The sequence below is a fragment of the Gluconobacter vitians genome (assembly GCF_015244565.1).
Taxonomy (GTDB): domain Bacteria; phylum Pseudomonadota; class Alphaproteobacteria; order Acetobacterales; family Acetobacteraceae; genus Gluconobacter; species Gluconobacter vitians.
Genome location: NZ_JABCQG010000004.1, coordinates 81185 through 106232, shown reverse-complemented (window position 1 = coordinate 106232; position 25048 = coordinate 81185). Strand labels below are relative to the sequence as shown.

Below are 25048 nucleotides of genomic sequence, written 5' to 3'. Positions count from 1 at the left end.
TGTCAGGAAAAGATGGGGCCACCGGGTTGCCTGTCAACGGTCTTCCGCCCATCATGTTGCGATGGCATCACAGGAAAAATCGGTTCCTTTCCGGAAGAACCGGAAAGCCACGAAGCTTTCACAGCGACTGGGGGTCGCCGGAGCCTCCTGTGTGCTTGATGTCATGATCAATGACCGGCCGGCCCTTGTGCGGGACAGTGCAGCGTTCATTGTGTTTCTGGAAAGAATCTGGAAGGCGCGCGATATCGATGCCACGCTTGTCTGGGAAGAACTCGACGAGCGTATCCGTCTGGCGGACGAGTTGCGCGCCAATGGCATCCGTCCCTACAAGGGGGGCCGTTTCCGCTCGACGAAGCTGCCGTGACATGCCGCCCCTGCCAGACCTGTCCCATATCAACCCCGACGATCTGACCCGTCTCGACATCGCAGCCCTGGTCATCATGGGGCTTTCGGCGCTGTGGGGATTGACTCGGGGTTTTGCGACCGAACTGGCCGGACTGCTGGCCTGGGTCGGGGCGATTGTCCTGACCTACCGGTTCCATGGACTGCTCGAACCCTATCTGGAGCCTTATCTGCATCAGGCCGCGCTGGCTGGCAGCGCGAGTACGGCGATTCTGTTCGTGATTGTGCTTCTGGTCTTCACCATGATTGGCGCGCGGGTCGGTACGGCGGCGCGGGGTGTACTGTTCGGGGGCGTGGACCGTATTCTGGGTGCCGTGTTTGGGGTGGCGCGCGGTTATGTGGCCCTGATCGTGCTTTATCTTCTGGCGGGGTCTTTTTTCGGGTCCTGGATGACCTATGTGATGCAGGGAAGCCTCATTGGGCCTTACATCGCCGCCGGGGCGACCCATCTGACAGGTTATCTGCCTCATTTCCTGCAACCACATCTTGCGTCTCCGGCCACAAGCGGCCATGACGCGTCCTTGTAAAACCAGTCCGGAAAGGCCGCAGCCGCATGACCCAGTCCGACAGTCTCAACCGCCCGTACGAAGAGTGTGGGGTTTTTGGCGTCTGGGGTGTGCCTGATGCATCGGCCCTGACAGCTCTGGGCCTGCATGCCCTGCAGCACCGCGGACAGGAAGCCGCCGGTATCGTCAGTTTCGATGGCGAACGGTTCCACCAGCACAAGGGTCTGGGGCTGGTCGGCGATGTGTTCGGGGACAGCCGCGTCATGGCGACGCTGCCCGGCACGGTGGCCATCGGTCACAACCGCTATGCCACGACGGGCGGCACGCATGTCCGCAATGTGCAGCCGCTTTATGCCGATTATGAGTTCGGCGGTCTGGCTGTCGCGCATAACGGCAACCTCACCAATTCCGCGACGCTCAAGCAGGCGCTGGTCAAGCGTGGATGCATTTTCCATTCCTCAACGGATACGGAAGTCTTCATCCATCTGATCGCGATTTCGCTCTACACGACCGTACTCGATCGCTTCATCGACGCCGTTAAGCAGGTGAAGGGCGCGTATTCGCTCATCACGCTGACGCCGGATGACGGCCTGATCGGCATGCGCGATCCGCTGGGTGTGCGTCCGCTCGTTCTCGGCCGGATGCCGGGGTATGAACACGGGAATGGCGGCTGGGTGCTGGCGAGCGAGACCTGTGCGCTTGATATCATTGGTGCGGATTATGTCCGGGATATCGAGCCCGGCGAGATTGTCGTCATCAATAATGACGGCCTGCGTTCCCTTCGGCCTTTCGGGGACAAGGGCGGCCGGTTCTGCGTCTTTGAATATATTTACTTTGCGCGGCCTGATTCCGTGCTCGAAGGGCAGCCGGTTTATGAAGCCCGGCGGCAGATTGGCTGCGAACTGGCACGGGAAAGTGCGGTCGAGGCTGATGTTGTCGTGCCGGTGCCGGATTCCGGCGTGCCGTCTGCGATCGGCTATGCGGCTGAGAGCGGGATTCCGTTCGAGCTTGGGATCATCCGCAACCATTACGTGGGCCGGACCTTCATCGAACCGACCGACCAGATCCGCAATCTTGGCGTGAAGATGAAGCATTCCGCCAACCGGCCGGTTCTGGCGGGCAAGCGCGTCATTCTGGTGGATGATTCGATCGTCCGTGGCACGACGTCACGTAAGATTGTGGACATGGTGCGTGCGGCCGGGGCGACGGAAGTGCACATGCGCATCACGTCTCCGCCGACGAAACATGCGTGTTTCTATGGCATCGACACGCCGGAAGAGAGCAAGCTGATGGCGGCGACGCATACGCTTGAGGAAATGGCGCAAGCGATTGGTGCGGACAGTCTGGCCTTCGTCAGCTTTGACGGGCTTTACCGGGCGCTGGGTCATGCTAACCGGGCCGAGGGTGCGCGCCGTTACTGCGATGCCTGCTTTACCGGGGATTATCCGATTGAACTGGTGGACAAGGAAGGCAATCTGGTCGCGTAAGGCCGCTTCCTGATCGGGATATGAAAAAAGGCGCCGGACCAGAGGTCGGGCGCCTTTTTTGTATCCGAAGACCAAAAGTGTCTCAGGGATACGGGTAGGGGATCTGGGACAGTGCGGCTTCCGTACTGGCATCGGCTTCCGTGGGAAGCACTGAGTCCAGCGGCAGGGTCATGACGGCTTCGAGGCCCGGGTTCAGGGTTGTGTAGGTAAGTGTGCCGGCGAGACTGCTGACCACGGCATTCATCATGCGTGTGCCAAAGCCCGTTCCCTTGAGCTGGGGCGTGCATTCTCCCTGGTCCGAGACTGTCAGGATCAGGCGGTCGCTGGTCTGGCCCAGGCCGACATGGAGCGGGCCGGCCTTGCCGTCATAGGCGTACTTGCTGGCATTGATGACCAGTTCAGTCAGGACGAGGCCGATATTGATCGCACGGTCTGCTGAAATCATGATCGGGAAGAGAGCGAGATGCAGCTGCTCGTGCCAGTCCTCGCCGAGCGATGAGCACAGCTCTTCCATCAGTTCTTCAAGATAACGCCCGAGATCCACGACACCGAAATGTTCGTCGCGGTACAGGCGACGGTGCACGAGACCGATGGCCGCGATACGGTGCTGCGCTTCGGTCAGCGCGGTTGTGGTTTCCTCGTTTGCGGCACTCCGGGCCTGGAGCTTGAGGAAGGAGGCAACCATCTGCAGGGAGTTCTGCACGCGGTGATTGACCTCCCGGATCAGGAAATCCTTCTGGCGCAGCAGATTTTCGCGCTCTTCCAGCGTGGCGGCCAGTGTGGCGTTGAGTTCGCGCAGCTGCTGGGTCTGGTAATCCGCGATCAGGACGCGGCGCAGGCGACGGGCGGCCTGTTTCTGTTCATTGGTCCAGCGCAGGCTGTGACCGCGGATGGTCTGTTCCCAGGTCTTGAACGAGGTCCGTGGACGCAGCACGCCGTCGTCATCCTCATCGCCCTTGTGCGGATTGCCGGCCCATTCGATGGTCTGGATGATTTCGACCCGGCTCCAGATAAGGCACATCGGTGTCCGGAAGGGGAGCGTAATAGCCAGGATACCGGCAGAGCGTTCAGGCCAGTCAGCCGCGGGCGGGTAGTCCTTGCCCAGCATGGCGCTGGTGAAAATGCCACCATTGGTGCCCATTCTCAGCCAGTCATGCAGCTTGTGCAGGTTCTCGCTGTCCGGCAGGACACCGGTAGCCGTGATGGTCTCTCCGCTGATGACGGCAAAGCCGTTACAGGAGAACAGGGACTGCAATTCGCCCATGAAGCTGCGCAGATTGCTCTCGATGGGGTGGCGCACGTCGAAATGGGACGTGACGAACTCCATCGTATTGCGCAGGCGCAGACGCTCCTGATAGGTGACCAGCTCTTCCTTGTTCCGCAGCTGGCGTGACATGACGCCCGCCAGCGTGCGGCAGGCGGCGCGGACGTCCTCGGAGAGGCGACGCGGCGTCGCATTGTGGCAGGCGATCAGGCCCCACAGGACACCATCCACGACCAGCGAGACGGAGGCCGAGGCCCGCACGCCCATATTGGCCATGTATTGCAGATGGATCGGCGAGACGCTGCGGAGCTGGACGTCGCTGAGGTTGAGCCCCGCAAGCCCGGCTTCGGGCGGGCGGATGGGGGCGGCCTCGTAGTTGATGTCCGGGATGACGCGGATGCGGTTGCGCAGATAGAGCGCCCGGGCCTGCGCGGGGATGTCGCTGGCCGGGAAATGATGGTTCATCAGGGATGGGAAGGCGTCGTTGCGGCTTTCTCCGACAACGCGGCCGGTGCCATCCTCCATGAAGCGATAAACCAGAACCCGGTCGAAACCGGTGAGGCGCTGGAAGATCGCGGCGCCCTGACGGCAGACGGATGCCGTATCGGGGCAGCGTTCGAAACGGTCGGCCGTGCGGTCGATCTCGCCGAAAATATCCCAGGTCAGCAGGTTATGCGGTTCGACCGGTTCGAGTTCGATGAGAATATGCGTGTCCTGATCATGTCGCAGGACGCTGAAGGTCTCGCCTTTCAGGCCCGGTACGCGCAGATCGGACAGGGAGGGGTGTTTTTCGTCGTGAAAACGGCTTGTCGGGACTTCCAGGATCGCGGGGAGCGGACGTCCCAGCCAGTCGGGTGCAAGGCGCCCTTCGATATCGCCTGCGCCACCGATGATGGTCAGGGTCGTGCTGTCTGCGATCAGCAGCAGGCCATAAGGCTGGATGGCATCAGGACGGTGGATCGGCTCACGGTCACAGGAAGTTGTGACGGCGTGTTCCAGCGAGTAGCCCGGCTCGGAGGCGGCAGTGCGCTGGACGGTCAAGAGGAGGTCCGCCTGAAAGAGGAAGAGACTGTCCGCAGGGCAGACTGTCTGCAATCAGCAGGGGCAGTTTGAAGAGCAGCGGACATAGGGGGCACTCGGTTTGTGGATGCCTTGCGTGCTCGGGCAGGCCCGACCAGCGGAGGTCCAGATATCGTTCTGTCCATTATCTGTTCCTCCACCGGGGCTGTCAATTTATGACGTTCTGTTTCAGGGCTGTCGGCTGTCAGCCTGGATCCAGGAGGCGACATCCGCAGAGAGGGCATGGCGGCTGGCCGGGCGCGTATAGAGCATGTGGCCACCCTGATAGAGATGCAGGGACACGCGATCCGCACCCACCGTCAGGTGATCCTTCATCCAGCGTGCGGTTCCGAAGGGGCAGGCCACGTCGTAATAGCCATTGGCCACAAAGACGCGCAGGCCGGGATCGAGCGCCAGCAGGCGGTTCAGGACCGGGATCTGGTGGATTGGCGAGGGGCCACCCGAACTCCACTTCCAGCTTCCGTTCACCTTAAGGGAGAGCAAGTCGTAGGTCAGCGGGGTCTTGAAGCCGAGTTCATTGGCCGCGTAGCCGGAGAAGGCGTTGCCATAGGCGCGGCCGAAGCCGAACAGCGTCGGATCGGGACTTTCGTCCAGACCGTCGGCCGCGGGGTCGGCGATGGACTGGGTGAAGTCGTACAGCCCGTACAGGCGGCCGTCACGGGACATGATGTCATGTGAGCCGATGGCCGGGATACCGTGCTGGCGGGCGATCACGTCCTGCGGCAGGCCGGTCCGCTGGGCGATTTCGGCATAGAGCGCCTGACCTTCTGTACCGGACGGGAGCTTGCCGGCGATTTTCGGCAGATAGGTGTTCAGGGACCACTGATAGGCGTCTTCGGCGGTCTTTTCCGTCACGTTCGGGCTCTGATGCGATGTGATCAGGCTCGGCATCATGAGGGCGGCGGAGAGCGGGTTTTCGTCCGTGTCGAGCAGGGGCATCTCGATGGCCGGGGAGATCATCACGATGCCGTTGAGCAGGATGCCCTGTTCCATCTGCAGCGCATTGGCGACCTGGATGGAGCGGATACCGCCATAGCTTTCGCCCACGAGATAATGCGGCGAGGCTTCACGACCGTTTGCCGACGTCCACAGGCCAATAGCCTTGGCGAAGGCGCTGGCGTCCTGCTTGACGCCGTAGAACTGGTCGCCGGCCTTGGCCGTGTCGGCGGGGCGGGAATAGCCCGTTCCCACGGCGTCGATGAAGACCATGTCGGTGACGGGGAGCCAACTGTCGGGGTTGTCACCCATCGTGGCGTGCGTGCCGTCCGTCGGGTCTTTGGCGGGCATGGTCAGGGCCTTGGGACCAGCAGCACCGAGGTTCAGATAGGCCGTGGCCGCACCCGGACCGCCATTGAAGAAATACGAGACCGGGCGGGTTCCGGCCGGAACGCCGTCCTTCGTGTAGGACACGTAGAACATGCGGGCAGTCGGTTTGCCGTCATGGTCGCGCAGGATGAGCGTGCCTGCATGGGCGGTATAGGCGATGCCGCCCAGATGATGATGCGTAACGGAATCCGCGGGAAGGAGCGCTGCTTCGCCGGTCAGGGTATCGGACGGCTTGGCAGTTTCGGTCTTGGGAGCGTCGGCCGCCGCGGCCGTACAGACGGGGGAGAGGAGCGTTAAAGCGAGCAGGGCTGCGCGGCGGGTCATCATCTGACGGGCATCTCCGGGAAAAGAAACAGGAATATTCCGCCGTATCAGTCCTGAGACGCAACGGCTACCGCTGCCGCATGAAGTTTTCGTCATGCGGCAGCGCGAGAGGCCCAAGACCGGTCAGGCTTTGGGCGGCGTGATGTTGGGGCGCAGCATCAGGCGCGGATCGGCGAAGCGGTCATACTCTTCAGATGTCATGAAGCCGAGTTCCAGCGCGGCTTCACGGGGGCTCAGCCCCTTTTCCATGGCGTGATGCGCAACCTTCGAGGCGCGGTCATAGCCGATGGCGGGGGACAGGGCCGTGACGAGGACGAGCGAGCGTTCCAGATCCTGCTTCAGCTTGTCGGTATTGGCCTTCGTGCCCTCGACGAGGAAGCGGCGAAAGTTCTCCGAACCGTCATGCAGAAGGGTGATGCCCTGCATGATGTTGTGGATCATAAGCGGCTTGTAGACGTTCATGTCCAGCATGCCGGCAGCACCGCCAAGGCCGACGGCGACATCGTTGCTCATGACCTGAAGGGCGAGCATGGCCAGTGCTTCGGCCTGGGTCGGGTTGATCTTGCCCGGCATGATGGAAGAGCCGGGCTCGTTTTCCGGCAGGTGCAGTTCGCCCAGACCGGCGCGCGGGCCGCAGGCGAGCAGGCGGATGTCGTTGGCGATCTTGAACAGGCTGCCTGCTGTCGTCCGCAGTGCGCCGGACAGATGCACCAGCGCGTCATGGGCACCCTGAAGCGCGAACTTGTTCTCGCCTGCCGTGAAGCCGAGGCCGGTCAGGCGGGCGATTTCCGCGCAGGCGCGACGGTCGAAGCCTTCATCCGTGCTGACGCCGGTGCCGAGTGCCGTGCCACCGAGGGCGAGGGGAAACAGACCATCGCGGGCCTGTTCCAGCCGGGCGATATTGTCCGTCAGCATGCCGGCATAGCCGTGCCATTCCTGACCCAGCGTGATGGGAACGGCGTCCTGAAGATGGGTGCGGCCGACCTTGACCAGATCGCGCCATTCCTCGGCCTTGGCCACCATGGCGTCACGCAGGCGCGTCAGGGCGGGGATGAGGCGGCGATGCGTGCCGAGGACGGCCGCGATGTGCATGGCGGTCGGGAAGTTGCAGTTGGTGGACTGCGACATGTTGACGTGATCGTTCGGGTGCAGCGGTGTCTTGCTGCCGAGCGGATTGCCGGTGATCTGGCAGCCGCGGTTCGCAATGACCTCGTTGACGTTCATGTTGAACTGCGTGCCCGAGCCCGTCATCCAGACATGAAGCGGGAACATCCGGTCATGCTCGCCCTTCGTGATTTCGTCGCAGACGGTGTGGATCAGATCCGCGCGCTCCTGCGACAGACGGCCGCTGGCAGCGTTGGCCGTGGCACAGGCGCGCTTCATGATCGCATAGGCTTCGATCATTTCATGTGGCATCAGTTCGCGGCCGATGCTGAAATATTTTAGGGAACGCTGGGTCTGCGCGCCCCACAGCACATCGTTAGCAACTTCGATCGGGCCCATGCCATCGGTTTCGGTACGGCTCATTGTCTGTTTTCGGCTTTCCTGCGGGTGATCCGGCTCATTCCACGGGGGAAATTATCGCACAATCGCCGCGGGACAAAGGAAGACAGCCATAGAAAATCCGGATGCCGTCACAGGGAGAATGCCGTTCAGGATTCAACAGTTTGGGCGACAGGATGGCGTCCGTAAGTGTTGGTCAGGATCACGCCCGCCATCACGATTGCCCCGCCGAGCAATGTGCGCAGGGATGGGACTTCGCTGGTGAGGATATAAGCCAGAACCATTGTGACGGGCGGCAGAAGATAGAGCAGGGCGGCTCCCCGGGATGCGCCGAGATGGCCGATTACGAAGCCCCAGGCGGCGTAGCCGAAAGCGGCCGGGAAGATGCCGAGTTCGAGCACGGAAACCTGTCCCTGCCATGAGGCGTGCGCGAAGCTTTCCAGACCCTGTGGAAGCCAGGGCGCAAGAAAAACTGCGCCGGAAATCAGCACATAGGCAATTGTGGGGAGTGCGCCGTAACGGTGAATCAGGCGTTTTTGCAGGATCGTGTAGAACGCTGCGCAGACGGCGGCGCCGAAGACCAGTGTTGCGCCTGAACCAAAGGCCAGGCCGCCGCTCTGTCCCATGGCGATCAGGGCAACTCCGCTGAAACTCAGGAGTGATCCGACCCAGCCCCATGGCGACATGCGCTCTCCGAGAAACACCATCGCCAGAAGCCCGGCCATCAATGGCGCGGCACTGATGACGAAGCTGGCAGCGGCGGAGGAGACGGTCATTTCGCCGCAGTTGAAAAGGATATTGTAGAGCGTGATCCCCAAGATTCCACAGACGAGGATTTGCGGAATATCCCGGGTCTGCGGGAGTGGCGGGCGTTTCCAGCACAGCCACAGGGCGGCCATGACCGCTGCCACCGCATAGCGCAGCGCCGCCAGTGGGATGGGTGCCAGATCATGCAGCGCAATCCGGACGACAGGGTAGGCGCTCGCCCATGACAGGATGGCCACGGCGACGAAGAACGGCAGGAAACGCCCGGAAGAATGTGTCATGACTGCCCATTATCAGGAATATTTCCCGAACGGGAGACGGAGTTTATGCGGGGCTTCAGAATGTATGTTCGAAGGCCAGCGTCCCGATGACCTGACGGGTTGTGTCGCGGCCTGAAAGGGTCAGTCCGACGCCGCCGAGAATGGAGGTGCTGGCGTTCCAGTTATATTCGATGGCCGGTGCGGCGAACCAGTCGTCTTCCGCGGGTGTGTTGAATGACAGGTTCTGGGCGGCTGGTGCAGTCTGGAGGATCTGGCGTCCCTGCACATGGGAGCCGCTGGACCAGTCCCGGATCATGTCCAAGGCGAAAACGAGGTGACGGGTCAGGGAAAATTCGACCGAACCGCCGAAATTGCCGAAGGCTTCGGCATGGGCGCGACCGGAAAATCTCGTGCCGGTCCCATAGACGCTCTGTCCGTTCAGGGATGTCGATGCGACGGGCTGGATTCCGGTGGCCCAGAGGCGGACGCGAAAGGGGCGCATATGGCCGAATTTGAATCCTGTCTGGTCGATCAGGCCATAGCGGAAGGAATAGACGCCCGATCCGCTACTATCCTGCGGCCGCGACAGCCGGTCATGGCTTCCCGTTGGAAAGTTCATGCCGAGATCGACGGTCAGGGTCGTGTGCTGCCAGCTTCCGGGCCAGAGCCTGCTTTGTCGATCCAGTGCCACGCCTTGCAGCACGAATGGCAGATCCGTGAATTTTAGACCGGACGGTGTTGCGGAGCGCTGCCAGGAATACTGGACCTGTGGCGTGATGTAGACCGAGATGCGGTTGGTGATGCCGTATTTCAGGATGACGAGTGAGCTGACGGAGCGCTGGACGCCGGGTAGGGGGTGATAGTCACCCTGTGAGCCGAACTGTCCGATGGGCGAGCCGACATAGAGATAGGGTTCGACATAGAATGCGCCGGCTTTTGGCAGTGGCGTGGGCGGTGAGAACAGGGAGCCTGAATAGGCCTGTTCATCTCCCGGAACGGCATGGGCACGGGAAATGGGTAGCAGTACGGCCGCGGTTATGGGCAGGCACAGGACAAGATCCAGCGGAAAGCGCACGGCTTCACAGACTTCCAGACAGTGACGGATGAAAGGGAAACGATCGTTTTCCCTTTCGGGTTCACCGAATCTGGTCGTCTGTTTCTGTCTGGATGTCTGGTGTAACCCCTGATCCGGGGCTGACGGGAGGCTATTTCAGCCAGCGATCGCCGCTGAAACGGTTGTGGGAGAACAGGAAACCGGCCACGAGCCCGATGGCGGCGAACAGGATGGTCCACAGCGAAATCGGCAGCAGCAGGGTCGAGATTGCTGCAAGCAGGACCATGCCGGCAAAGGCGCAGACGGCGGATTCGATGATCCTTGGGCCGTAATGACGCTCGGCACCGCAGTTCGGGCATTTCTCCGATGTCGGACGCATGGGCTGGCGGCAGACGGGGCACAGCGCAATGGCGTTGGCTTCGGGTTTTCTCACTGGCCGTTATTCTCCTGATGTTCGCCAACGGCGATACGCGCTTCTACAGCCATGCGCCAGGGCGCGTCAGCCGGTGCCGCAGCCAGGGCACGGCGATAGAGGTCAAGGCTTTCACCAGAGATATGGCTGCCGTTGCGACTTTCAAGCTCGGCGAGGCGGATGGCAAGCTCGGGCTCGAAATGGGTGCTCAGGGCGGCCTTCCAGTCCCGGATCGCAGCATCCGTCATGCCGGATTTTGCTTCGACCTGTCCCAGCAGGAAATGTCCGGTCGCATAGGTCTGCGATCCGGGAGGAATGGTGGCCACTTCGGTCTGGAGTTTGTGGATCATCTGCAGACCCTTTGCGTCCGGCCCGGCCTGACGCTGGCTCAGGGGCTGGGGCGGCAGAGACGGATGACCGTTGACGATATAGAGCGCAAAGGCGAGCACCGGGATACCAAGCCCAACGGCTGCGACCGGCAGAACGCGGTTGCGCTTTGGGGGCTCTGCGTTCAGATCCTCGACGGCGGCTTCACCATCCGTGGCCAGCAGGCGGCGCTGAACTTCCAGACGGGCGGCCTGATATTCCTCGTCATTGATGAGGGCGAGAGCGTGGTCGCGCTCCAGATCGCCAAGCTGTCCGCGATAGAGGGTGAGGGCGGAGTCACGGGCGTTCACACGCCGGCGCAGGGTACGCAGCCCCAGAAATGCGGGACACAGGGCCACCGCCGCGATTATCAGGATTCCCAACCAGAACAAAAAGTCTACTCCCGGCCCGAAAGGGCATCCAGACGCGCGCGCTCGTCATCCGTGAGCGGCGCAGGCGTGACGACGGTGCGGCGTCTGGTCGCACGCCATGCAATGACAAGTCCGGCCACCAGAGCGAACGCCGGCATCAGCCAGAGCAGGGCGGTGGACCATGAAAACTGTGGGGCCAGACGGATGAATTCGCCGTAGCGTTCGGTCATCCAGTCCATGATCTGCTGATCGGATTTTCCGGCCGAGACCTGCTCGCGCACGACCTTGCGCAGATCGCGGGCGAGGGGCGCGCTGCTGTCCTCGATGCTCTCGTTCTGACAGACGAGGCAGCGCAGATGGGCACCGATGGCTTCGGCGCGCTTTTCCTGTGCCGGGTTTGGCAGCATCTCGGCTGGATCGTCCACGGCGAGGGCTACGCCGCCGCCGATCAGACCAGCGGCGAGCAGCAGCGCTGGAAAGCGTCTGGACACCTTCATAGTCCGGCCAGCCTCGGGCGGATTTCCGCCTCGTAGATCTGGGGATCGAGGGCAGCACTTCCATGCCAGATGATGCGTCCGCCGGGAGCGACCAGAAAGCTCTCGGGTACGCCGGTCACGCCCCAGTCGATCGCAACACGGCCATGACGGTCGGAGGCGACGCGGGCATAGGGGGACCCGTCGCGCTGGATGAAGGCGCTGGCGTTCTCGGGCTTGTCCTCATAGGCGATGCCCCAGATCGGCATGTTGCGCGAGATGGCGCGCAGGCCGGGCATTTCCGCCACGCAGGGGATGCACCATGAGGCAAAGAAATTGACCAGAACCGGTCGGTGCTGGGCCTTGAGTTCCGCATCGGTGAAGCCGTCGCCGAGGCCGGGAAGGCCGGGCATCGCGAAGCCCGGGATGGGCTTGCCGACATTGGGGTTCTTGATGGCGCGTGGGTCGAAGGCGCCGCTGCGCATGTCGCTCAGCATCCGCCAGAAGCCGACGCCGAGAACACCTGCGCCGATGATGGGAACGGCCGTGAGGATGCCGCGTCGTGTTACGTTCATGTCCCTCTCTCCTCAGGCACGGGCCATGTTGCGGGCAGCGGCGCGCTTGGGGGCCCCAATCCGCATCCGGCGGTCAGACAGCGAGAACGCGCCGCCAATCGCCATGACCAGTCCGCCCAGCCACATCCAGGGTGCGAGCGGGTTGCGGTGCAGGCGCAGGACATAGGTCGTGTCCTTGCCCGTGCCGTGCCGGTCACCGATCACGCCGTACAGATCGGTGATGAAATTGGTGTGGATGGCGACTTCGGTCGTGGTCTGGCTCTGCGTTGTGAAGTCGCGCTTTTCGGGGTGCAGGATCGTCACGAGCTTGCCGTTGTGACGGATGGCGATGTCAGCCTGCATGGCCTTGTAGTTCGGGCCGATATAGTCGTGCACATCCAGCAGGGTCCAGTCGTCGCCGGCCAGCGAGCGCGTCTCGCCGATATGGACTTCGACGATGGCGTGCTGTGCCTGAGACATGCCGCACAGGCCAAGCACGGTGATGCCTGCGCCGATATGGGCGAGGGCGGCGCCCCAGCTTGAGCGCGGCAGGTGCTTCATGCGCTCCCATACGCCCTGTGCGGAGGTATGGCCAATGCCGATCCGGCGCAGAACGTCGGAAGCGGATGCTGCGATGACCCAGATGGCGAGCGCACCGCAGGCGATGGGCAGGACGCCGGAGAGCTTCCAGAAGCACAGAACCAGTCCGATCGCGGCGATGCCGGCGGCGGCATAGAGATGCGAGAAGGTCCGGGCGAGCTGCGCACGTTTCCACGGCAGGGCGGTGCCGACACCCATGGCCAGCAGGAGCGGCAGGGTCAGCGGGATCGTGGCGGCGTCGAAGAACGGCTTGCCGACGGAAATGGTGCGTCCGGCCAGAAGCTGCATGAAGGGCGGGTACATCGTGCCCGTCACGACCACGGCGCAGATCGAACAGAGCAGGATATTGTTCAGGACCAGTGAGCCTTCACGCGAAATCGGCGAGAACAGGCCGGTCGAGGTGAGGGACGGGGCACGCCATGCGAACAGGGCGAGCGAGCCGCCGATGACGATGGCAAGCAGGGCCAGAATGAACACGCCGCGTGCGGGATCGTTGGCGAAGGCGTGGACCGAGTTCAGGATGCCCGAGCGCACGAGGAAGGTGCCGGACAGCGAGAACGAAAACGTCGCGATGGCCAGCAGGACCGTCCAGATTTTCAGGCCTTCGCGCTTTTCCACGACGATGGCGGAATGCACGAGCGCCGTGCCCGTCAGCCAGGGGATGAGGGACGCGTTTTCCACCGGGTCCCAGAACCAGTAACCGCCCCAGCCCAGCACATAATAGGACCACCACGAGCCGAGCGCGATGCCGCAGGTCAGGAAGCACCAGGCCGCCACGGCCCAGGGACGGACCCAGCGGCCCCATGCAGCATCGACGCGGCCTTCGATCAGGGCGGCGACGGCGAAGGCGAAGGGGACGGCGAAACCGACATAGCCGGTGTAGAGAATGGGCGGATGGAAGGCGAGGCCCGGGTCCTGAAGGAGCGGGTTCATGCCCTGACCGTCCATCGGCGCGGGGAAGACGCGGTCGAACGGATCGGATGTCAGAAGGCAGAACATCTGGAACCCGGCGGAGACGCCGCCGAGAATGGCCAGAACCCGTCCGCGCAGGATGTCCGGCAGGTTGCGGCCGAACAGCGAGACCGCGCCGCCGCAGACGGCGAGGATCAGCGTCCAGAGCAGGACGGAGCCTTCATGGTTTCCCCAGACGCCTGTGATTTTATACAGGAGCGGCTTGGAGACTGCGGAGTTGGCTGCGACGTTCTGGACCGAGAAATCGTCGCTGACGGCGCACATGACGAGGCACAGGAACGAATAGCCCAGTGCAATGAGTTGCGAGACCGCGAGATAGGGGGCGAGCCCCACGAGACGGGCATCGCGGCGGTTTGCACCCCAGAGCGGGACAGCGAACTGCACGAGGGCAAGCACGCAGGCGAGAGCCAGGGCGAAATGGCCCTGTTCAGGTCCGAACATCAGGCGGTCAGCCCCCTGCTTTCTTTGCGGTCATGGTGTCCCAGCTCGATGCGTCCGGAGCCTTGCCGAAGCGCGGGTCCCATTTGCCGGTGCGCTTGAGCTCGTCCGCGACTTCCTTGGGCATGTAGGTCTCGTCATGCTTGGCGAGGACTTCGCTGGCTGTGAAGCCACCGTTCTTCTGAACGGTGCCGAGGGCCACGACGCTCTGCCCTTCGCGGAACAGGTCGGGGAGGATGCCGGTGTAATGGACCTCGACGGCGGCCTGTCCGTCCGTGACTTCGAAGGCGTTCACGGGGGTGCCGTTCTCGTTGATGCGGTGCAGGCTGCCGGCCATGACCATGCCACCGAGGCGGATGGTGCGATCGGATGAGGGCGGATTGGCCTTCACCTGCGACGGCGCCATGAAGAACACGATGTTGGACGAGAACGCCCGCAGGGTCAGGGCGGCGGCGGAGCCGACACAGGCCAGACAGGCGATGACGATCCAGAGGCGACGGGTCTTGCGGGTCATAATGCTGACCTTTCACGACGGCGGGCATGGCCTTCAACGGCGGCCAGACGGGCCTTGGATTTCCGCAGGCGCAGGGCGGCACCGATACCAAGGATGAGCGAGCAGCCCAGCGTCAGGCCGTATGAGGCCGCGATGTAGGGCCAGTGGTTCGGAAGATGCATCATGCGACTTGGCTGTCCCTGCGGTCGAGGCGCGAACGGGCCAGAAGCTGGCGCGCGCGGCTTTCATGGATGGCGGCGCTGAGCCGGGTGAAGATGACGGCCGCGACACCGAGCGTGAAGCCGATCGTGCAGATCAGCAGCGGCCAGAGCATCATCATGGACATGGTGGGGGCGCCGGTCAGGGTGATGCTGTCGGGCTGGTGCAGGGTATTCCACCACTGGACGCTGAACTTGATGATCGGCAGGTCGATCACGCCGGCCAGGGCGAGGATCGCGGCGGCGCGCTGGCCCCGGGCCGGTTCATCGAAGGCACGGATCAGGGCGATATGGCCCAGATACAGGAAGAACAGGACCAGCATCGAGGTCAGGCGCGCGTCCCACACCCACCACGTGCCCCACATGGGCTCACCCCAGAGCGAACCGGTAATCAGGCAGAGGGCTGCGGCGCAGGCGCCGACGGGGCCGATCTCGATGGCGGCGAGATCCGCCAGCGGATGGCGCCAGACCAGTGAGAGCACGCCGCAGACTGCAAGGCCCAGGTAGCAGGACGAGGCCAGCCAGGCCATCGGGACATGCACATACATGATGCGGACGGTGTCACCCTGCTGCCAGTCGGCCGGAGCGATGAACAGGCCCCAGATGACGCCGACAGTCAGAAACAGGATGGCGCCGCTGCTCAGCCAGGGCAGGAGCGCATGCGCCAGACGCAGGAACTGCCCCGGATTGGCATAGCGATGGAGCAGGTTGGGGGTAGGGCGCACAGGGACACGGACCTCGGCAGATTGGTAACGCGGCGATTAGTTCCCTATTGAAATAGTCCGAAGCAATCATATTCGGAAGAGGCGCGTTGTCCCATTGTTCCGATCACTGTTATCACGTTTCACGGAATTGAGCGTTAAATGCCCATGCGGCAGGAGTGGACCGTGGCGTACTGGCTGGTGAAATCGGAGCCCGAAGCGTTTTCGTGGGCGGAGCAGGTCCGGAACGGCGTCGAGCCCTGGACCGGGGTGCGTAACTATCAGGCGCGCAACAATCTCTCGGCCATGAAGACCGGCGATCTGGCGCTTTTCTACCATTCGGTGAGCGAAAAACGCATCGTGGGCGTGGTGGAGATTGTGCGGGAAGCCTATCCGGACCCAACGGCGGATGATCCGCGCTGGGTCTGTGTGGATGTGAAGGCGAGGGGGGCGTTTGCCCATCCCGTAAGCCTGGCGGACATCAAGGCTGATCCGGCTCTGGCGGAGATGGCGCTGCTGAAACATTCCCGACTGTCCGTGGCGCCGGTGACGGATGCGGAGTTCCGCCACCTGACAGGGATCGGAGGGTGGACGCGCCCATGAGAACGCGTGTCGTCAGTGGATGGCGGAGGAGTCGCCGTTCACGAGCATGTTGGTCTGGCCGTTGACCGGATGGCCGGCATAGCTCGTCGGGGAATCTTCGTCTTCATAGGGTGACTGGACCGGTGCGTTGAACTTCACCGGCATGCCGAAGATCGAGAAATGGGACGGCAGGTTGTTGGGGCCGTTGGTCTTCTGCTGGGCGTTGGTGCCGGGCATGCCGACCGGAAGATGGGTACGGACGCGGTCGCTGTAGCTGGCGAGGGCGGCTTCCGAGTCTTCCACTTCCGTATAGCCATGTGGCGGCGGTGGTGCGCCTTCGTCTGGCAGGGCGGCCTGCTGAGCCGGGGTCAAGGGTTTGGCAGGTGCGCCGACGATCTGGCCTGCGCTCGGGCCCATCTGCGGAAGATTGGCCGTGCCGTGCGATGCGTGATGGCGGGTATGGGTCGTGGCGGCATGGGCCGAAAAACCGGCCGGGATGAGGAGGCTGGCTGCCAGCGGAGCAGACAGGATCCAGCGCGATAATACGGTCATTGTTGTAATTCTCCTCACCCTACCAGTGGCCTCATGGAGCCGATATCCCCATGATGGCGCCATGTTAGGATATGAAACCTGCTATCCGGTAAACGGTTTCGGGTCTTACGAACAGGAGTTTTGATCGTCATGACCGCAGTGAATGACACGCAGCTTCCGACCAGCGAATTCGCTTCGATGGCGCTGGACGGGGATTCCCTTGCCCAGCTTCAGTCGGTTCTCGAAAAGGTGGAACAGGGCCGCGGCGTGCTCGTGCGTCTTGCAGACCTGATGGGCGGCGCCGTCGGACAGGCCACGCGACTCGGTATGCAGGGGCTGGGACTTGCGCCTTCGGTTCAGGAGAAGTTCCACAAGACGGCGGAAGTCGCGATCGAACGCGCTTTCAAGGTCGCCATCCTGGGGATCGACAATGATGCGCCCGCCGTCCGCGATCCGTTACGTGAGAATATGGGGCAGGCTGCCGTGGCCGTCTCCGGTGCGCTGGGCGGGTTCGGAGGGATCTTCGGTCTGGCGCCGGATGTCGGCTTCACCACGCTGACGATCATGCGCGAAATCGCGCGCATTGCCCGTGAGGAAGGCGAGGACCTTCGAAACGAAGATACGCGTCGCGCCTGTCTGGAAGTCTTTGCGCTGCGCAGCTTCCCGGCGCGTCAGAATGATGATGAAGGCGAACTTGGGTTCTTCTCGGCGCGGGCGCTGCTGCGGGGACGGCCGATCGTGATGCTGATGGCCGAGGTGGCTTCGCATTACGGGATCGGACTGTCGCGCAAGTTCGCGCTGCAGATGGTGCCGGTGGCGGGTGCGCTGTGTGGGGCGTCGCTCAACGCCGCGTTCCTTGCACATTATCGTGCGCTGGCGCGGGCACATTTCACGATCCGCCGTCTGGAACGCACGCATGGACTGGCCGTTAAGGAAGCGGCCGCCGACCTGCGTGCAGGGGGAACAGGCACATCTGAAACATTTTCCTGATTTTCAGGAACTTCCGGGGAAAAGCCCATGCCGATTGGTCTTGTCTGGCTTGGATGGACACTGGTGCTGGCAGTTGTCCAGCTTTTCCTGACCGCCGCGGCCTGCCGCCAGCAGGACGGTCTGCAATGGGCGAGCAGCAACCGCGACGGTGATCCCCCACGCTATACGGGGATGGCGGCGCGTCTGAAGCGTGCGCAGGCCAATCTGGCGGAGACGCTGCCGATCTTCATAGGCGCCGTGCTTCTGGCCTGGGTATCGGGCCATTACAGTCCGCTGACGGGCTGGGGGGCGGGGATCTATTTCCTGGCCCGCGCCATTTATATCCCGGCCTATGCGTTCGGCTGGGGCCCAATCCGCAGCCTGATCTGGGGCATTTCTATGGCTGGGCTTCTGCTGGTGCTGATCAGTCTGCTGTAAACGAGGCCTCTGTCATGGACGGAGGCTCGCTTCCTTCGCGCATCATCCACAGATCCACGAGTGCCGAGATCACGAGACAGGTGGCGCTGATCTTGGCCAGGATCATCAGAAGGCCATGTGCTTCCGGCATCGCAAGGCGCAGGACGCCAAGGATGGCAAGAATAATGACGTAAATGAAGGCTAGCGGCACTGGCGGTCTCCCTGTCGATGGTCCACGTCTATCATGTCCGCTACCAGTGCGGCCATGTTTTCCCCTGCGGTTTCGCATCAGGCTCCACGTAAAGACTGTACCATCATGGACGAGATAACTCCGGATCTTCTGCTTCAGGCCTATGCCGCGGGGATCTTTCCCATGGCGCCCGATGCCAAAAGCACGGAACTGGCCTGGTATCTGCCGGAAGAGCGCGGGATCATGCCGCTCGACGGGATGCATGTTCCAAAGAAACTGATGCGACTGGTCATGTCGGGGCGGATGATTGTGACGGCGGACCAGGCTTTTGATGAGGTCATGCTGGCCTGCGCCGAGCCTGCGCCGGGGCGGGAGACGACCTGGATCAGCGAGCGGATCCGCAGGCTTTACGGTGCGCTTCACCGGCAGGGAAACGCTCATTCCATCGAGGTCCGGGATGGCGGAAGGCTGGTTGGCGGGTTGTATGGTGTGTCCCTGCGGGGGGCTTTTTTCGGCGAGAGCATGTTTTCGCGCGAACGTGATGCTTCTAAGGTGGCGCTGGTCCATCTTATCGCGGGGTTGCGCAAGGGGCGGTACACGCTGCTGGATACACAATACACGACGCCCCATCTGACGGGGCTGGGCGGTATCGGGATTCCGGCGGCGAACTATCAGTCCCTGCTTCATCAGGCGCTGACCGTGCGCGCGGTCTGGCCTGAGAATTTCAGCCTTCAGGCCCTGCGTGAGTCCATTGCGTCAATGCGCGCGCCTGCCGGAGATCCGCCATGACTGTTTTCTCGCGCCCCGCTTTCCTACACGCCGCGCTTGCCGTGCCACTGGCCGCGGGGCTGTGGGCGGGGGCTTTGCCGGAACAGGCCCATGCGGACGATCATCCTCGTCTGACGCCGACGCGGGATGTCACGGTCGTCTATCAGCTTTCCACGCCGTCGAACACGACCAGGGGTGGTCCCGATACGGTAAAGGTCGCGTTCTCGGGCGCGGGTGATCTGCTGCGGATCGACTCGCAGGATGGCAATGGCGTGACCATTCTCGATCGTCCGGCGCAGCAGGTGACGCTCGTGATGATGAAGCAGCAGGTTTATACGCGCCTGCACCCCAACCATGGGCTGCATAATCCGTTCATGCTTGATCTGGACATGCAGTACACGGCGGCAGGTCATGAAACCGTGGCGGGCGTGGCCTGCGAACGCTGGAACATCCAGAGCAGTCACGGCAAGGCGACTGCCTGTGTGACGGATGACGGCGTTATTCTGGCGGAAAATGGTGTGGATGCCGATGGTGTCGAAGGCTCCATCAAGGCCGTTTCGGTGACCTATCAGGACATCCCGGCCTCGACGTTCGAGCCGCCAGCGGGGTTCCATGTACTGGAACCGAAAGCCCGTCCCGCCCATCAGAGCGAAGCGGGCAGTGCAACGCCGTCTCCTGTTCCGGAGGCCTCAAGCAGCGATACGAAGACCACGACGCCTGCGCCGACATCGCCTGACAATTCGGACACCGATAATTCTGTCATCGGCAGCCACGACACGCCAGCACCCGAAACGGCAATGCCGGGTCCTGCCGCGCCTCTGCCGGGCCAGCCTGTGCAGCCGGATACGACGCAGCCTTCCGTTCCGAACGATTCTTCGGGAGATGGGTCCGTGTCTGCTCCGGATCAGCCGCCTAGTGGCCCTGCGGATGGAAACCGGAAGTGAAGATGCCGTTTGTGCGTGTCGTTGGTGGTGCGGTCTGTGTTCTGCTGGGCGCCGTCTGCGGACCTGCGGCGAAAGCGGATGTGCCGTCAGTGACGCCGCCTCCGGTTCAGGCTCCGCTCGTAACACCGCTGCATGACGCCGATATCGTCTATGTTCTGACGGGACCTAACGGGCAGCATCTGCATCAGCGGATGCGCTGGACCTCCGCGTTGTGGCGTCAGCGGGTGGAGCCGGAAGGCTCGGCGACGATCATGCTGACGGATTACCGCACGCATACCCTTATGGTGCTGGACAGTACGAACCATACGGCGACCGTCACAGCCGCACCGGGCAGCGAAAGCTTTGCAACACCCGGCACGCCTGCTGCCGGGTTCTGGCGCAATCTGGGGCAGGGCAGGATTGCGGGGGAGGCCTGCACGATCTGGGAAAGTGCGGACAGCGACAGCCAGACGACTGCTTTCTGTTACACGGATGACGGGCTGATGCTGGGTGCGACGCATGGTGGCCGACCGGTCCTGGAGGCGGTGTCCGTCAGCCGCGCGCCGCAGCCCATCGAGATTTTCGATCCGCCGCCGGGCTATCACCGGGTCGATCCGCCACGCTGAAATCAGCGGGCGGGAATGTTACCGGGCGCTGTTACAATTTGTCCGCCTCCTGCCATGATTGACGCCTCTTGCTGCCATTTTCAGCGGGCATGATCTTTCTCATGGACGAAAGGAGTTCCTGTTCGCGGGGGCTTCTGGTCCATGTGTTTTGAGGAGAAAGATGCCATGCGTCGCATCACACGTGCAGTTCTTATGGCCGCTCCCCTGCTGATCGGCTCCGCCATTGTTCCAAATGCCATTGTGCCGCAGGCACAGGCGCACTGGCATGGGGGCGGGCGTGGTCCGGGATATGGATACGGCGGTCCGCGCGGAGGCTGGCATGGCGGGTACCGCGATCATTCCGGCGCGATTGTCGGCGGGATTCTCGGTGGGCTGGCACTCGGGGCCGTGGGTGGTGCGCTTCTGACGCAGCCTTATGCCCCTCCGCCGCCGCCGCCGCCTCCGCAGGTGGTTTATGCTCCGCCGCCTGTTGTTTACGCGCCCCAGCCGCGGGTGGTTTACGGCCCGCCGCAGCCGGTTCCGGCCTATCCGGGCATGTATCCGGGGTACTGATCTCGGGATACTGAACGGTTTCCGTCCGGTTTGCCTTGATCGTGCCGGACGGGTCAGGCAATCATGCCGCTCATGACAGCCACTTCCCAGCCATCGGGCCTTCAGCCGGGCGATCGCGCGCCAGATTTTACGCTTCCAGCTTCGGGTGGCCGCACTGTCAGCAGCGCGGAGCTGAGTGGGAAGCCTTATCTGCTGTATTTCTATCCGAAGGCGGATACACCGGGCTGCACGACGCAGGCTTGCGGGTTGCAGGAGGTTCTGCCGAAGTTCGAGGCGGATGGCCTGTCCATTATCGGTGTCAGCCCCGACCCGGTGGCGAAGATCGAGAAATTCGCCACGAAATACGGTCTGGAGTTTCCGCTGGCCTCGGACGAGGACCATGCCGTGGCCGAGGCTTACGGAACATGGGTTGAGAAATCCATGTATGGGCGGACCTATATGGGGATGGAGCGCAGTTCGTTCCTGGTCGATGGCGAGGGCATCATCCGGCATGTGTGGCGCAAGGTGAAGCCTGCGACCCATGCCGAACTGGTGGCGGAAGCTTTCCGGGATCTCTCTTCAAAAGCCTGACGGCTTCATCTGAAAACTTTTTACGAGGGAGACTGGCCGGAAACGCGCCGATGACCGTCTATGGCCGTCCCCGACTTCCCGCGCCCTCCTCACAGGCGTTTTCGTCCGTTCCGGCCGGGGCCCCACATGCCCCGGCATTTCCATATCGCGCGCTGGGTTGCGCTGGTCTGCATGACGCCCGTTGCACTCGCGGCTGCTGCGGGCAGCGTGTTTCTGTGGGAGCTGGCGCATGGACCGGTGGATATCACCCGCGTCTCCCGCCTTGTGGAGCCTGTGGCGATTGCGGCGGGCAAGCGTCCGGGGCATCCGGCCGGTCGGCTGAGCTGGGAGACGCTGCGCATCCAGTGGCAGCCTTCGGCCGGAGGCGTGCCTGCCGGGCTGGTGCTGATGGCGCGCGGGCTGAAAGTGACCCGATACGATAACCTGATTGCAGAGCGGGCTGACGAGGCCGATGCCGTCCTGTCGCTGAGCGCCCTGTTCAAAGGGGTGATCGCGCCCCACACGCTGCGGCTTGAGAACGCCACGCTGGCCCTGCGACGCCTGCCTGATGGCGATGTGGACATGGACCTGCCGGAGCAGAAGCGCGGTGGGCGTGGTGTTCCGACACGGCTCGATCGTCTCCGCGCTGTTGATGTTCATAACGTCGCCATCACGCTTGCCGGTCTGCCACAGGACCGGACCGCCGTGATCGGGCCCGTGGAAATGCATGCGCGCCGCCTGCGTATGGCGCCGCATGGACAGGATTTCGTCTGGACGGGAACGGGGCAGGCCGGTGTCATGCTCGACGGTTTCCAGACCACGCTAACGGCGCAGGCACGGCAGGTCAGAAAACTCGGCGAACTGCATCTGAACAGCACGCCGTTCGAGCCCGCACAGCTTGGTGCTTTCAATCCGCTGGCTGCGGACTGGCATGTTCCGGTGGCGCTCGACGCGCGGGCGATATTCGTGCCTCAGGGTATGGACGAGCAGCCTTCGGACCTCGTGCTCAAGCTGTCACTGGGTGAGGGGCAGGTTTTCCAGAAAACCGCCGATCCGATCCATCTTCATGCGGGGCAGGCGACAATGCATCTGCGGATGGACCGTCCGGGTGTGCAGGGGGGCGCCACGGTTGAGGTACCGTCCGCCGGGCTTGATGTGGCCGATAGCGGGGGGGCTCTGACGCATGTTCATGCCTCGGCCAGTCTGAGGCTGGACGATTTGCAGAAGCCCAAGGTCATGGACGGGGATGCCGAGGCCGGGCTGGATGGCATCCGCTTTGCCACGCTGGGTTCCATCTGGCCGGCTGCCATCATCAAGGGTGGCCGGCGCTGGATCTCGAAGAACATCACGGACGGGACAGGGCGCGATCTTGAGGTCAAGGCCCATCTGCATAGCGATAAGGGTCCGGATGGAATCATGCCGGTCTCGGTTCAGGGGCAACTGAGTGGACATGGCCTGACGGTGCACTGGCTGCGGCCCGTTCCGCCTGCGACAGGGCTGGAGGCATCGCTGCATTTCGATGGGCCGGATACGCTGGTCATTGATCTGGGCAAGGGCGTGCAGTCTACGGGCGTGAAGGAAAACGTGCTGCTTCCGGATGGGGAGATCCGGATTGGCGATCTGTATGCCAAGGACCAGACCGGGGATATTTCCACGCATCTGACGGGGCCGTTACAAGGGTTCATGTCCGCGCTGGCGCATCCGCGGCTGCATCTTCTGGCGCGGCATCCGCTGCCGTTCACGCAGCCTTCGGGCATGGTGGACGCGCATGTCCGTATGACGCTGCCGCTGGTCGCCAATATTCCGGACGGGGCGCTGCATGTCTGGACGCAGGCTGCCTTTTCCGGCGTGCATCTGGGGAATGTGCTGATGGGGCAGCCGGTGGACGGGGCGTCGGGGACGATGTCCGCCACCGAGGATGCGCTGGATCTGACGGGGGACGGGCGCCTTGCGGGGATTCCCACGCATGTCGTGCTGCATGAAAACTTCGAGGGCGGGGCGCCGTCTCGGGTGTTGCAGACGATTGATGCGCGCTCGGTTCTGGACCCGGTGTCTGCTGCGAAGGCCCGGATTGCGCCGGGCGGCCTGTTTGACGGGCACGCGGTTCTGAATGCGCATTTCGTGCAGCAGGCCAATGAGACGTCCGATCTGAAGCTGTCGCTGGATATGGCCCAGGCGGCACTGACCGTGCCGATCTGGGCCAAGCCGCTGGGTGAGCCTGCAACGGCCATGGCGCATATCGGCTTTCAGAACGGCCGGATGGCGGTTCTGGACGGATTGCAGGCGCATGGGACCGGGCTTTCGGTCGCGGGACGCGGTGTCACACGCGCGGGCAAGCTGACGGGGATTGTGCTTGAGGGCTTCCGGATCGGCCGGACGGAGGGCGATGCTCGGATTGCTCTGCCGCAGAGTGTGGAGCAGCCGATCGGAGTGACGGTCGATGCCGATCCGCTGGATCTGGCGCCGATGTTCGCACCGCATCCCCAGACAGCGGCAACACCTGTACCGCCGGGCGGTGCGAAGGCAAAGGGCGCGTCGATGGGAGACAACTGGTCCATCAGCCTGAATGCGCCGCATGTCTATTATGGGCCCAAAGCGCAGGTCGGGGGTGTCGTCTCGCAGATCGAACTGCGGAACGGGCATCTGACATCGGGGCGCTTTGCGCTGGATGCACCGACGCGGGTCCGGGCCGTTCTGGCCGATACGGGACGTGAGCATCCGTTCGTGCTGGATATTGATAATCTGGGAACGCTGCTTGAGGGTCTGGGGCTGTATGACCGTATCCGGGGCGGACAGACGCATCTGGACGGGGTGTTCACGCCGGATGAGACGACAGTGCGGAAGATTCCGGAAGGACGGAATACGAAATCGGCCGGGCTGTGGGGCGGGCTGCCACCATTCCGCGGGCATGTGGAAATGGGACCGTCGCAGTTCCTGCGGCCGCCGCTGAGCCTGACGGCGGTGTCGGACCTGTCGCCGCTGCACTGGCTGACCAATCATCTGGACCGGTTCGAGATCGGTCATCTGGCCACCCGGCTCAGTCTGGCGGGGAACCTGCTGGTGCTGCATGACGGGGTGATCGGCAATCAGGCGCTCGGGGCCACGATGGAAGGGCCGATTGACCTGACGACGTCTAAACTGAACCTGAACGGGACGATCGTCCCGCTGTTCGGGCTCAATGCGCTGCCGGGACGGCTGCCGGTTCTGGGGCATCTGCTGTCTCCCGAGAAGGGTGGCGGGCTGCTGGCGGCGACGTTTGAACTGCACGGGACGGTCGAGAAGCCGGATCTGTCGGTCAATCCGCTATCGATGCTGCTGCCGGGCGTGCTGCGGCGTATCCTTCATTAAGGCCGCGGCCGGGGTTATGCTCCG

The 25048-nt window shown here is 63.1% G+C and carries 27 protein-coding genes; 12 read left to right on the top strand and 15 right to left on the bottom strand.

Translation table 11 applies throughout. From position 1 onward, the window contains the following. Positions 1-151 precede the first annotated feature (151 nt). From HKD24_RS04575 to purF, 3 genes are read left to right on the top strand one after another with little or no spacing between them, the layout of a single operon-like run. Positions 152-364 (top strand): hypothetical protein, encoded by a 213-nt coding sequence (locus HKD24_RS04575; protein WP_228124167.1) that lies wholly within the window; start codon positions 152-154, stop codon positions 362-364. A gap of 1 nt (position 365) precedes the next feature. Next, positions 366-929, top strand: a complete 564-nt coding sequence (locus HKD24_RS04570) for a CvpA family protein (RefSeq protein WP_194259208.1) — start codon at positions 366-368, stop codon at positions 927-929. A 26-nt stretch (positions 930-955) separates the two neighbouring features. Further along, complete coding sequence (gene purF / locus HKD24_RS04565) at positions 956-2395, top strand: amidophosphoribosyltransferase (protein ID WP_194259207.1); 1440 nt, start codon at positions 956-958, stop codon at positions 2393-2395. 82 nt (positions 2396-2477) lie between these two features. On the opposite strand, the gene HKD24_RS04560 is transcribed toward purF, so the two are convergent. The 13 genes from HKD24_RS04560 to HKD24_RS04500 form a co-directional block, all read right to left on the bottom strand. After that, positions 2478-4700, bottom strand: a complete 2223-nt coding sequence (locus tag HKD24_RS04560; RefSeq protein WP_228124166.1) for a histidine kinase dimerization/phosphoacceptor domain -containing protein — start codon at positions 4698-4700, stop codon at positions 2478-2480. Between the two features lie 207 nt (positions 4701-4907). Continuing rightward, positions 4908-6392, bottom strand: coding sequence for a S10 family peptidase (locus HKD24_RS04555; protein WP_194259206.1), 1485 nt, complete (start codon positions 6390-6392; stop codon positions 4908-4910). Positions 6393-6512: 120 nt separating this feature from the next. Further along, positions 6513-7916 (bottom strand): class II fumarate hydratase, encoded by a 1404-nt coding sequence (locus HKD24_RS04550; RefSeq protein ID WP_194259205.1) that lies wholly within the window; start codon positions 7914-7916, stop codon positions 6513-6515. Between the two features lie 125 nt (positions 7917-8041). Beyond that, positions 8042-8938 (bottom strand): DMT family transporter, encoded by an 897-nt coding sequence (locus HKD24_RS04545; RefSeq protein ID WP_194259204.1) that lies wholly within the window; start codon positions 8936-8938, stop codon positions 8042-8044. 55 nt (positions 8939-8993) lie between these two features. Continuing rightward, positions 8994-9992, bottom strand: coding sequence for a hypothetical protein (locus HKD24_RS04540; RefSeq protein WP_194259203.1), 999 nt, complete (start codon positions 9990-9992; stop codon positions 8994-8996). Positions 9993-10122: 130 nt separating this feature from the next. Further along, complete coding sequence (locus HKD24_RS04535; protein ID WP_194259202.1) at positions 10123-10404, bottom strand: hypothetical protein; 282 nt, start codon at positions 10402-10404, stop codon at positions 10123-10125. Beyond that, a complete protein-coding gene (gene ccmI / locus HKD24_RS04530) occupies positions 10401-11132 on the bottom strand; it encodes a c-type cytochrome biogenesis protein CcmI (RefSeq protein ID WP_228124165.1) in 732 nt (243 codons plus the stop codon). The genes HKD24_RS04535 and ccmI overlap by 4 nt, the downstream gene beginning before the upstream one ends. A gap of 14 nt (positions 11133-11146) precedes the next feature. Further along, a complete protein-coding gene (locus HKD24_RS04525; protein WP_194259200.1) occupies positions 11147-11617 on the bottom strand; it encodes a cytochrome c-type biogenesis protein in 471 nt (156 codons plus the stop codon). Next, positions 11614-12168, bottom strand: coding sequence for a DsbE family thiol:disulfide interchange protein (locus tag HKD24_RS04520; protein ID WP_194259199.1), 555 nt, complete (start codon positions 12166-12168; stop codon positions 11614-11616). The genes HKD24_RS04525 and HKD24_RS04520 overlap by 4 nt, the downstream gene beginning before the upstream one ends. Positions 12169-12180: 12 nt before the next feature. Further along, positions 12181-14160, bottom strand: a complete 1980-nt coding sequence (locus HKD24_RS04515; protein ID WP_194259198.1) for a heme lyase CcmF/NrfE family subunit — start codon at positions 14158-14160, stop codon at positions 12181-12183. Positions 14161-14167: 7 nt separating this feature from the next. Beyond that, positions 14168-14671 carry a cytochrome c maturation protein CcmE gene (gene ccmE, locus HKD24_RS04510; protein WP_194259197.1) on the bottom strand — a complete coding sequence of 168 codons (504 nt, stop codon included), beginning with the start codon at positions 14669-14671 and terminating at the stop codon, positions 14168-14170. Continuing rightward, positions 14668-14835, bottom strand: a complete 168-nt coding sequence (locus HKD24_RS04505) for a hypothetical protein (protein ID WP_194259196.1) — start codon at positions 14833-14835, stop codon at positions 14668-14670. Before HKD24_RS04505 ends, ccmE begins: the two co-directional genes overlap by 4 nt. Further along, positions 14832-15593, bottom strand: a complete 762-nt coding sequence (locus HKD24_RS04500; RefSeq protein ID WP_194259195.1) for a heme ABC transporter permease — start codon at positions 15591-15593, stop codon at positions 14832-14834. The genes HKD24_RS04505 and HKD24_RS04500 overlap by 4 nt, the downstream gene beginning before the upstream one ends. Positions 15594-15755: 162 nt before the next feature. Between HKD24_RS04500 and HKD24_RS04495 the strand changes: the two genes are divergently transcribed. Then, positions 15756-16172, top strand: a complete 417-nt coding sequence (locus HKD24_RS04495; RefSeq protein WP_194259299.1) for an EVE domain-containing protein — start codon at positions 15756-15758, stop codon at positions 16170-16172. 12 nt (positions 16173-16184) lie between these two features. Here the strand turns inward: HKD24_RS04495 and HKD24_RS04490 are convergent, their stop codons facing one another. Further along, complete coding sequence (locus HKD24_RS04490; protein WP_062507402.1) at positions 16185-16703, bottom strand: hypothetical protein; 519 nt, start codon at positions 16701-16703, stop codon at positions 16185-16187. Between the two features lie 129 nt (positions 16704-16832). Between HKD24_RS04490 and HKD24_RS04485 the strand changes: the two genes are divergently transcribed. Together HKD24_RS04485 and HKD24_RS04480 are read left to right on the top strand one after the other, a co-directional pair. Next, positions 16833-17672, top strand: a complete 840-nt coding sequence (locus HKD24_RS04485) for an EcsC family protein (RefSeq protein WP_062507404.1) — start codon at positions 16833-16835, stop codon at positions 17670-17672. A 27-nt stretch (positions 17673-17699) separates the two neighbouring features. Beyond that, a complete protein-coding gene (locus HKD24_RS04480; protein WP_194259194.1) occupies positions 17700-18089 on the top strand; it encodes an MAPEG family protein in 390 nt (129 codons plus the stop codon). Here HKD24_RS04480 and HKD24_RS04475 read toward each other — a convergent pair. Next, positions 18076-18279 (bottom strand): hypothetical protein, encoded by a 204-nt coding sequence (locus tag HKD24_RS04475; protein WP_194259193.1) that lies wholly within the window; start codon positions 18277-18279, stop codon positions 18076-18078. The genes HKD24_RS04480 and HKD24_RS04475 overlap by 14 nt on opposite strands. A gap of 105 nt (positions 18280-18384) precedes the next feature. Here HKD24_RS04475 and aat point away from each other — a divergent pair, with 105 nt between their 5' ends. The 6 genes from aat (at position 18385) to HKD24_RS04445 (ending at position 25024) form a co-directional block, all read left to right on the top strand. Continuing rightward, on the top strand, positions 18385-19047 hold the full coding sequence (gene aat, locus HKD24_RS04470) for a leucyl/phenylalanyl-tRNA--protein transferase (protein WP_228124163.1): 663 nt from the start codon (positions 18385-18387) through the stop codon (positions 19045-19047). Next, positions 19044-19970: a DUF4412 domain-containing protein gene (locus HKD24_RS04465; protein ID WP_194259191.1), complete on the top strand. Its 927-nt coding sequence runs from the start codon at positions 19044-19046 to the stop codon at positions 19968-19970. The genes aat and HKD24_RS04465 overlap by 4 nt, the downstream gene beginning before the upstream one ends. A gap of 2 nt (positions 19971-19972) precedes the next feature. Continuing rightward, positions 19973-20575, top strand: coding sequence for a hypothetical protein (locus tag HKD24_RS04460; RefSeq protein ID WP_194259298.1), 603 nt, complete (start codon positions 19973-19975; stop codon positions 20573-20575). Between the two features lie 165 nt (positions 20576-20740). Beyond that, positions 20741-21127 (top strand): hypothetical protein, encoded by a 387-nt coding sequence (locus HKD24_RS04455; RefSeq protein WP_194259190.1) that lies wholly within the window; start codon positions 20741-20743, stop codon positions 21125-21127. A gap of 63 nt (positions 21128-21190) precedes the next feature. Beyond that, a complete protein-coding gene (bcp, locus tag HKD24_RS04450; protein ID WP_194259189.1) occupies positions 21191-21697 on the top strand; it encodes a thioredoxin-dependent thiol peroxidase in 507 nt (168 codons plus the stop codon). A gap of 126 nt (positions 21698-21823) precedes the next feature. Continuing rightward, a complete protein-coding gene (locus HKD24_RS04445) occupies positions 21824-25024 on the top strand; it encodes a DUF3971 domain-containing protein (RefSeq protein WP_228124162.1) in 3201 nt (1066 codons plus the stop codon). Positions 25025-25048 lie beyond the last annotated feature (24 nt).

Excerpts from the sequence above, each read along its gene's own strand:
- HKD24_RS04570 (WP_194259208.1), top strand. The coding sequence starts at position 366 with ATGCCGCCCCTGCCAGACCTGTCCCATATCAACCCCGACGATCTGACC.
- purF (WP_194259207.1), top strand. The coding sequence starts at position 956 with ATGACCCAGTCCGACAGTCTCAACCGCCCGTACGAAGAGTGTGGGGTT.
- HKD24_RS04555 (WP_194259206.1), bottom strand. The coding sequence starts at position 6,392 with ATGATGACCCGCCGCGCAGCCCTGCTCGCTTTAACGCTCCTCTCCCCC.
- HKD24_RS04550 (WP_194259205.1), bottom strand. The coding sequence starts at position 7,916 with ATGAGCCGTACCGAAACCGATGGCATGGGCCCGATCGAAGTTGCTAAC.
- HKD24_RS04545 (WP_194259204.1), bottom strand. The coding sequence starts at position 8,938 with ATGACACATTCTTCCGGGCGTTTCCTGCCGTTCTTCGTCGCCGTGGCC.
- HKD24_RS04525 (WP_194259200.1), bottom strand. The coding sequence starts at position 11,617 with ATGAAGGTGTCCAGACGCTTTCCAGCGCTGCTGCTCGCCGCTGGTCTG.
- HKD24_RS04520 (WP_194259199.1), bottom strand. The coding sequence starts at position 12,168 with ATGAACGTAACACGACGCGGCATCCTCACGGCCGTTCCCATCATCGGC.
- HKD24_RS04515 (WP_194259198.1), bottom strand. The coding sequence starts at position 14,160 with ATGTTCGGACCTGAACAGGGCCATTTCGCCCTGGCTCTCGCCTGCGTG.
- ccmE (WP_194259197.1), bottom strand. The coding sequence starts at position 14,671 with ATGACCCGCAAGACCCGTCGCCTCTGGATCGTCATCGCCTGTCTGGCC.
- HKD24_RS04505 (WP_194259196.1), bottom strand. The coding sequence starts at position 14,835 with ATGATGCATCTTCCGAACCACTGGCCCTACATCGCGGCCTCATACGGC.
- HKD24_RS04490 (WP_062507402.1), bottom strand. The coding sequence starts at position 16,703 with ATGACCGTATTATCGCGCTGGATCCTGTCTGCTCCGCTGGCAGCCAGC.
- HKD24_RS04485 (WP_062507404.1), top strand. The coding sequence starts at position 16,833 with ATGACCGCAGTGAATGACACGCAGCTTCCGACCAGCGAATTCGCTTCG.
- HKD24_RS04480 (WP_194259194.1), top strand. The coding sequence starts at position 17,700 with ATGCCGATTGGTCTTGTCTGGCTTGGATGGACACTGGTGCTGGCAGTT.
- aat (WP_228124163.1), top strand. The coding sequence starts at position 18,385 with ATGGACGAGATAACTCCGGATCTTCTGCTTCAGGCCTATGCCGCGGGG.
- HKD24_RS04465 (WP_194259191.1), top strand. The coding sequence starts at position 19,044 with ATGACTGTTTTCTCGCGCCCCGCTTTCCTACACGCCGCGCTTGCCGTG.
- HKD24_RS04460 (WP_194259298.1), top strand. The coding sequence starts at position 19,973 with ATGCCGTTTGTGCGTGTCGTTGGTGGTGCGGTCTGTGTTCTGCTGGGC.
- HKD24_RS04455 (WP_194259190.1), top strand. The coding sequence starts at position 20,741 with ATGCGTCGCATCACACGTGCAGTTCTTATGGCCGCTCCCCTGCTGATC.
- bcp (WP_194259189.1), top strand. The coding sequence starts at position 21,191 with ATGCCGCTCATGACAGCCACTTCCCAGCCATCGGGCCTTCAGCCGGGC.
- HKD24_RS04445 (WP_228124162.1), top strand. The coding sequence starts at position 21,824 with ATGCCCCGGCATTTCCATATCGCGCGCTGGGTTGCGCTGGTCTGCATG.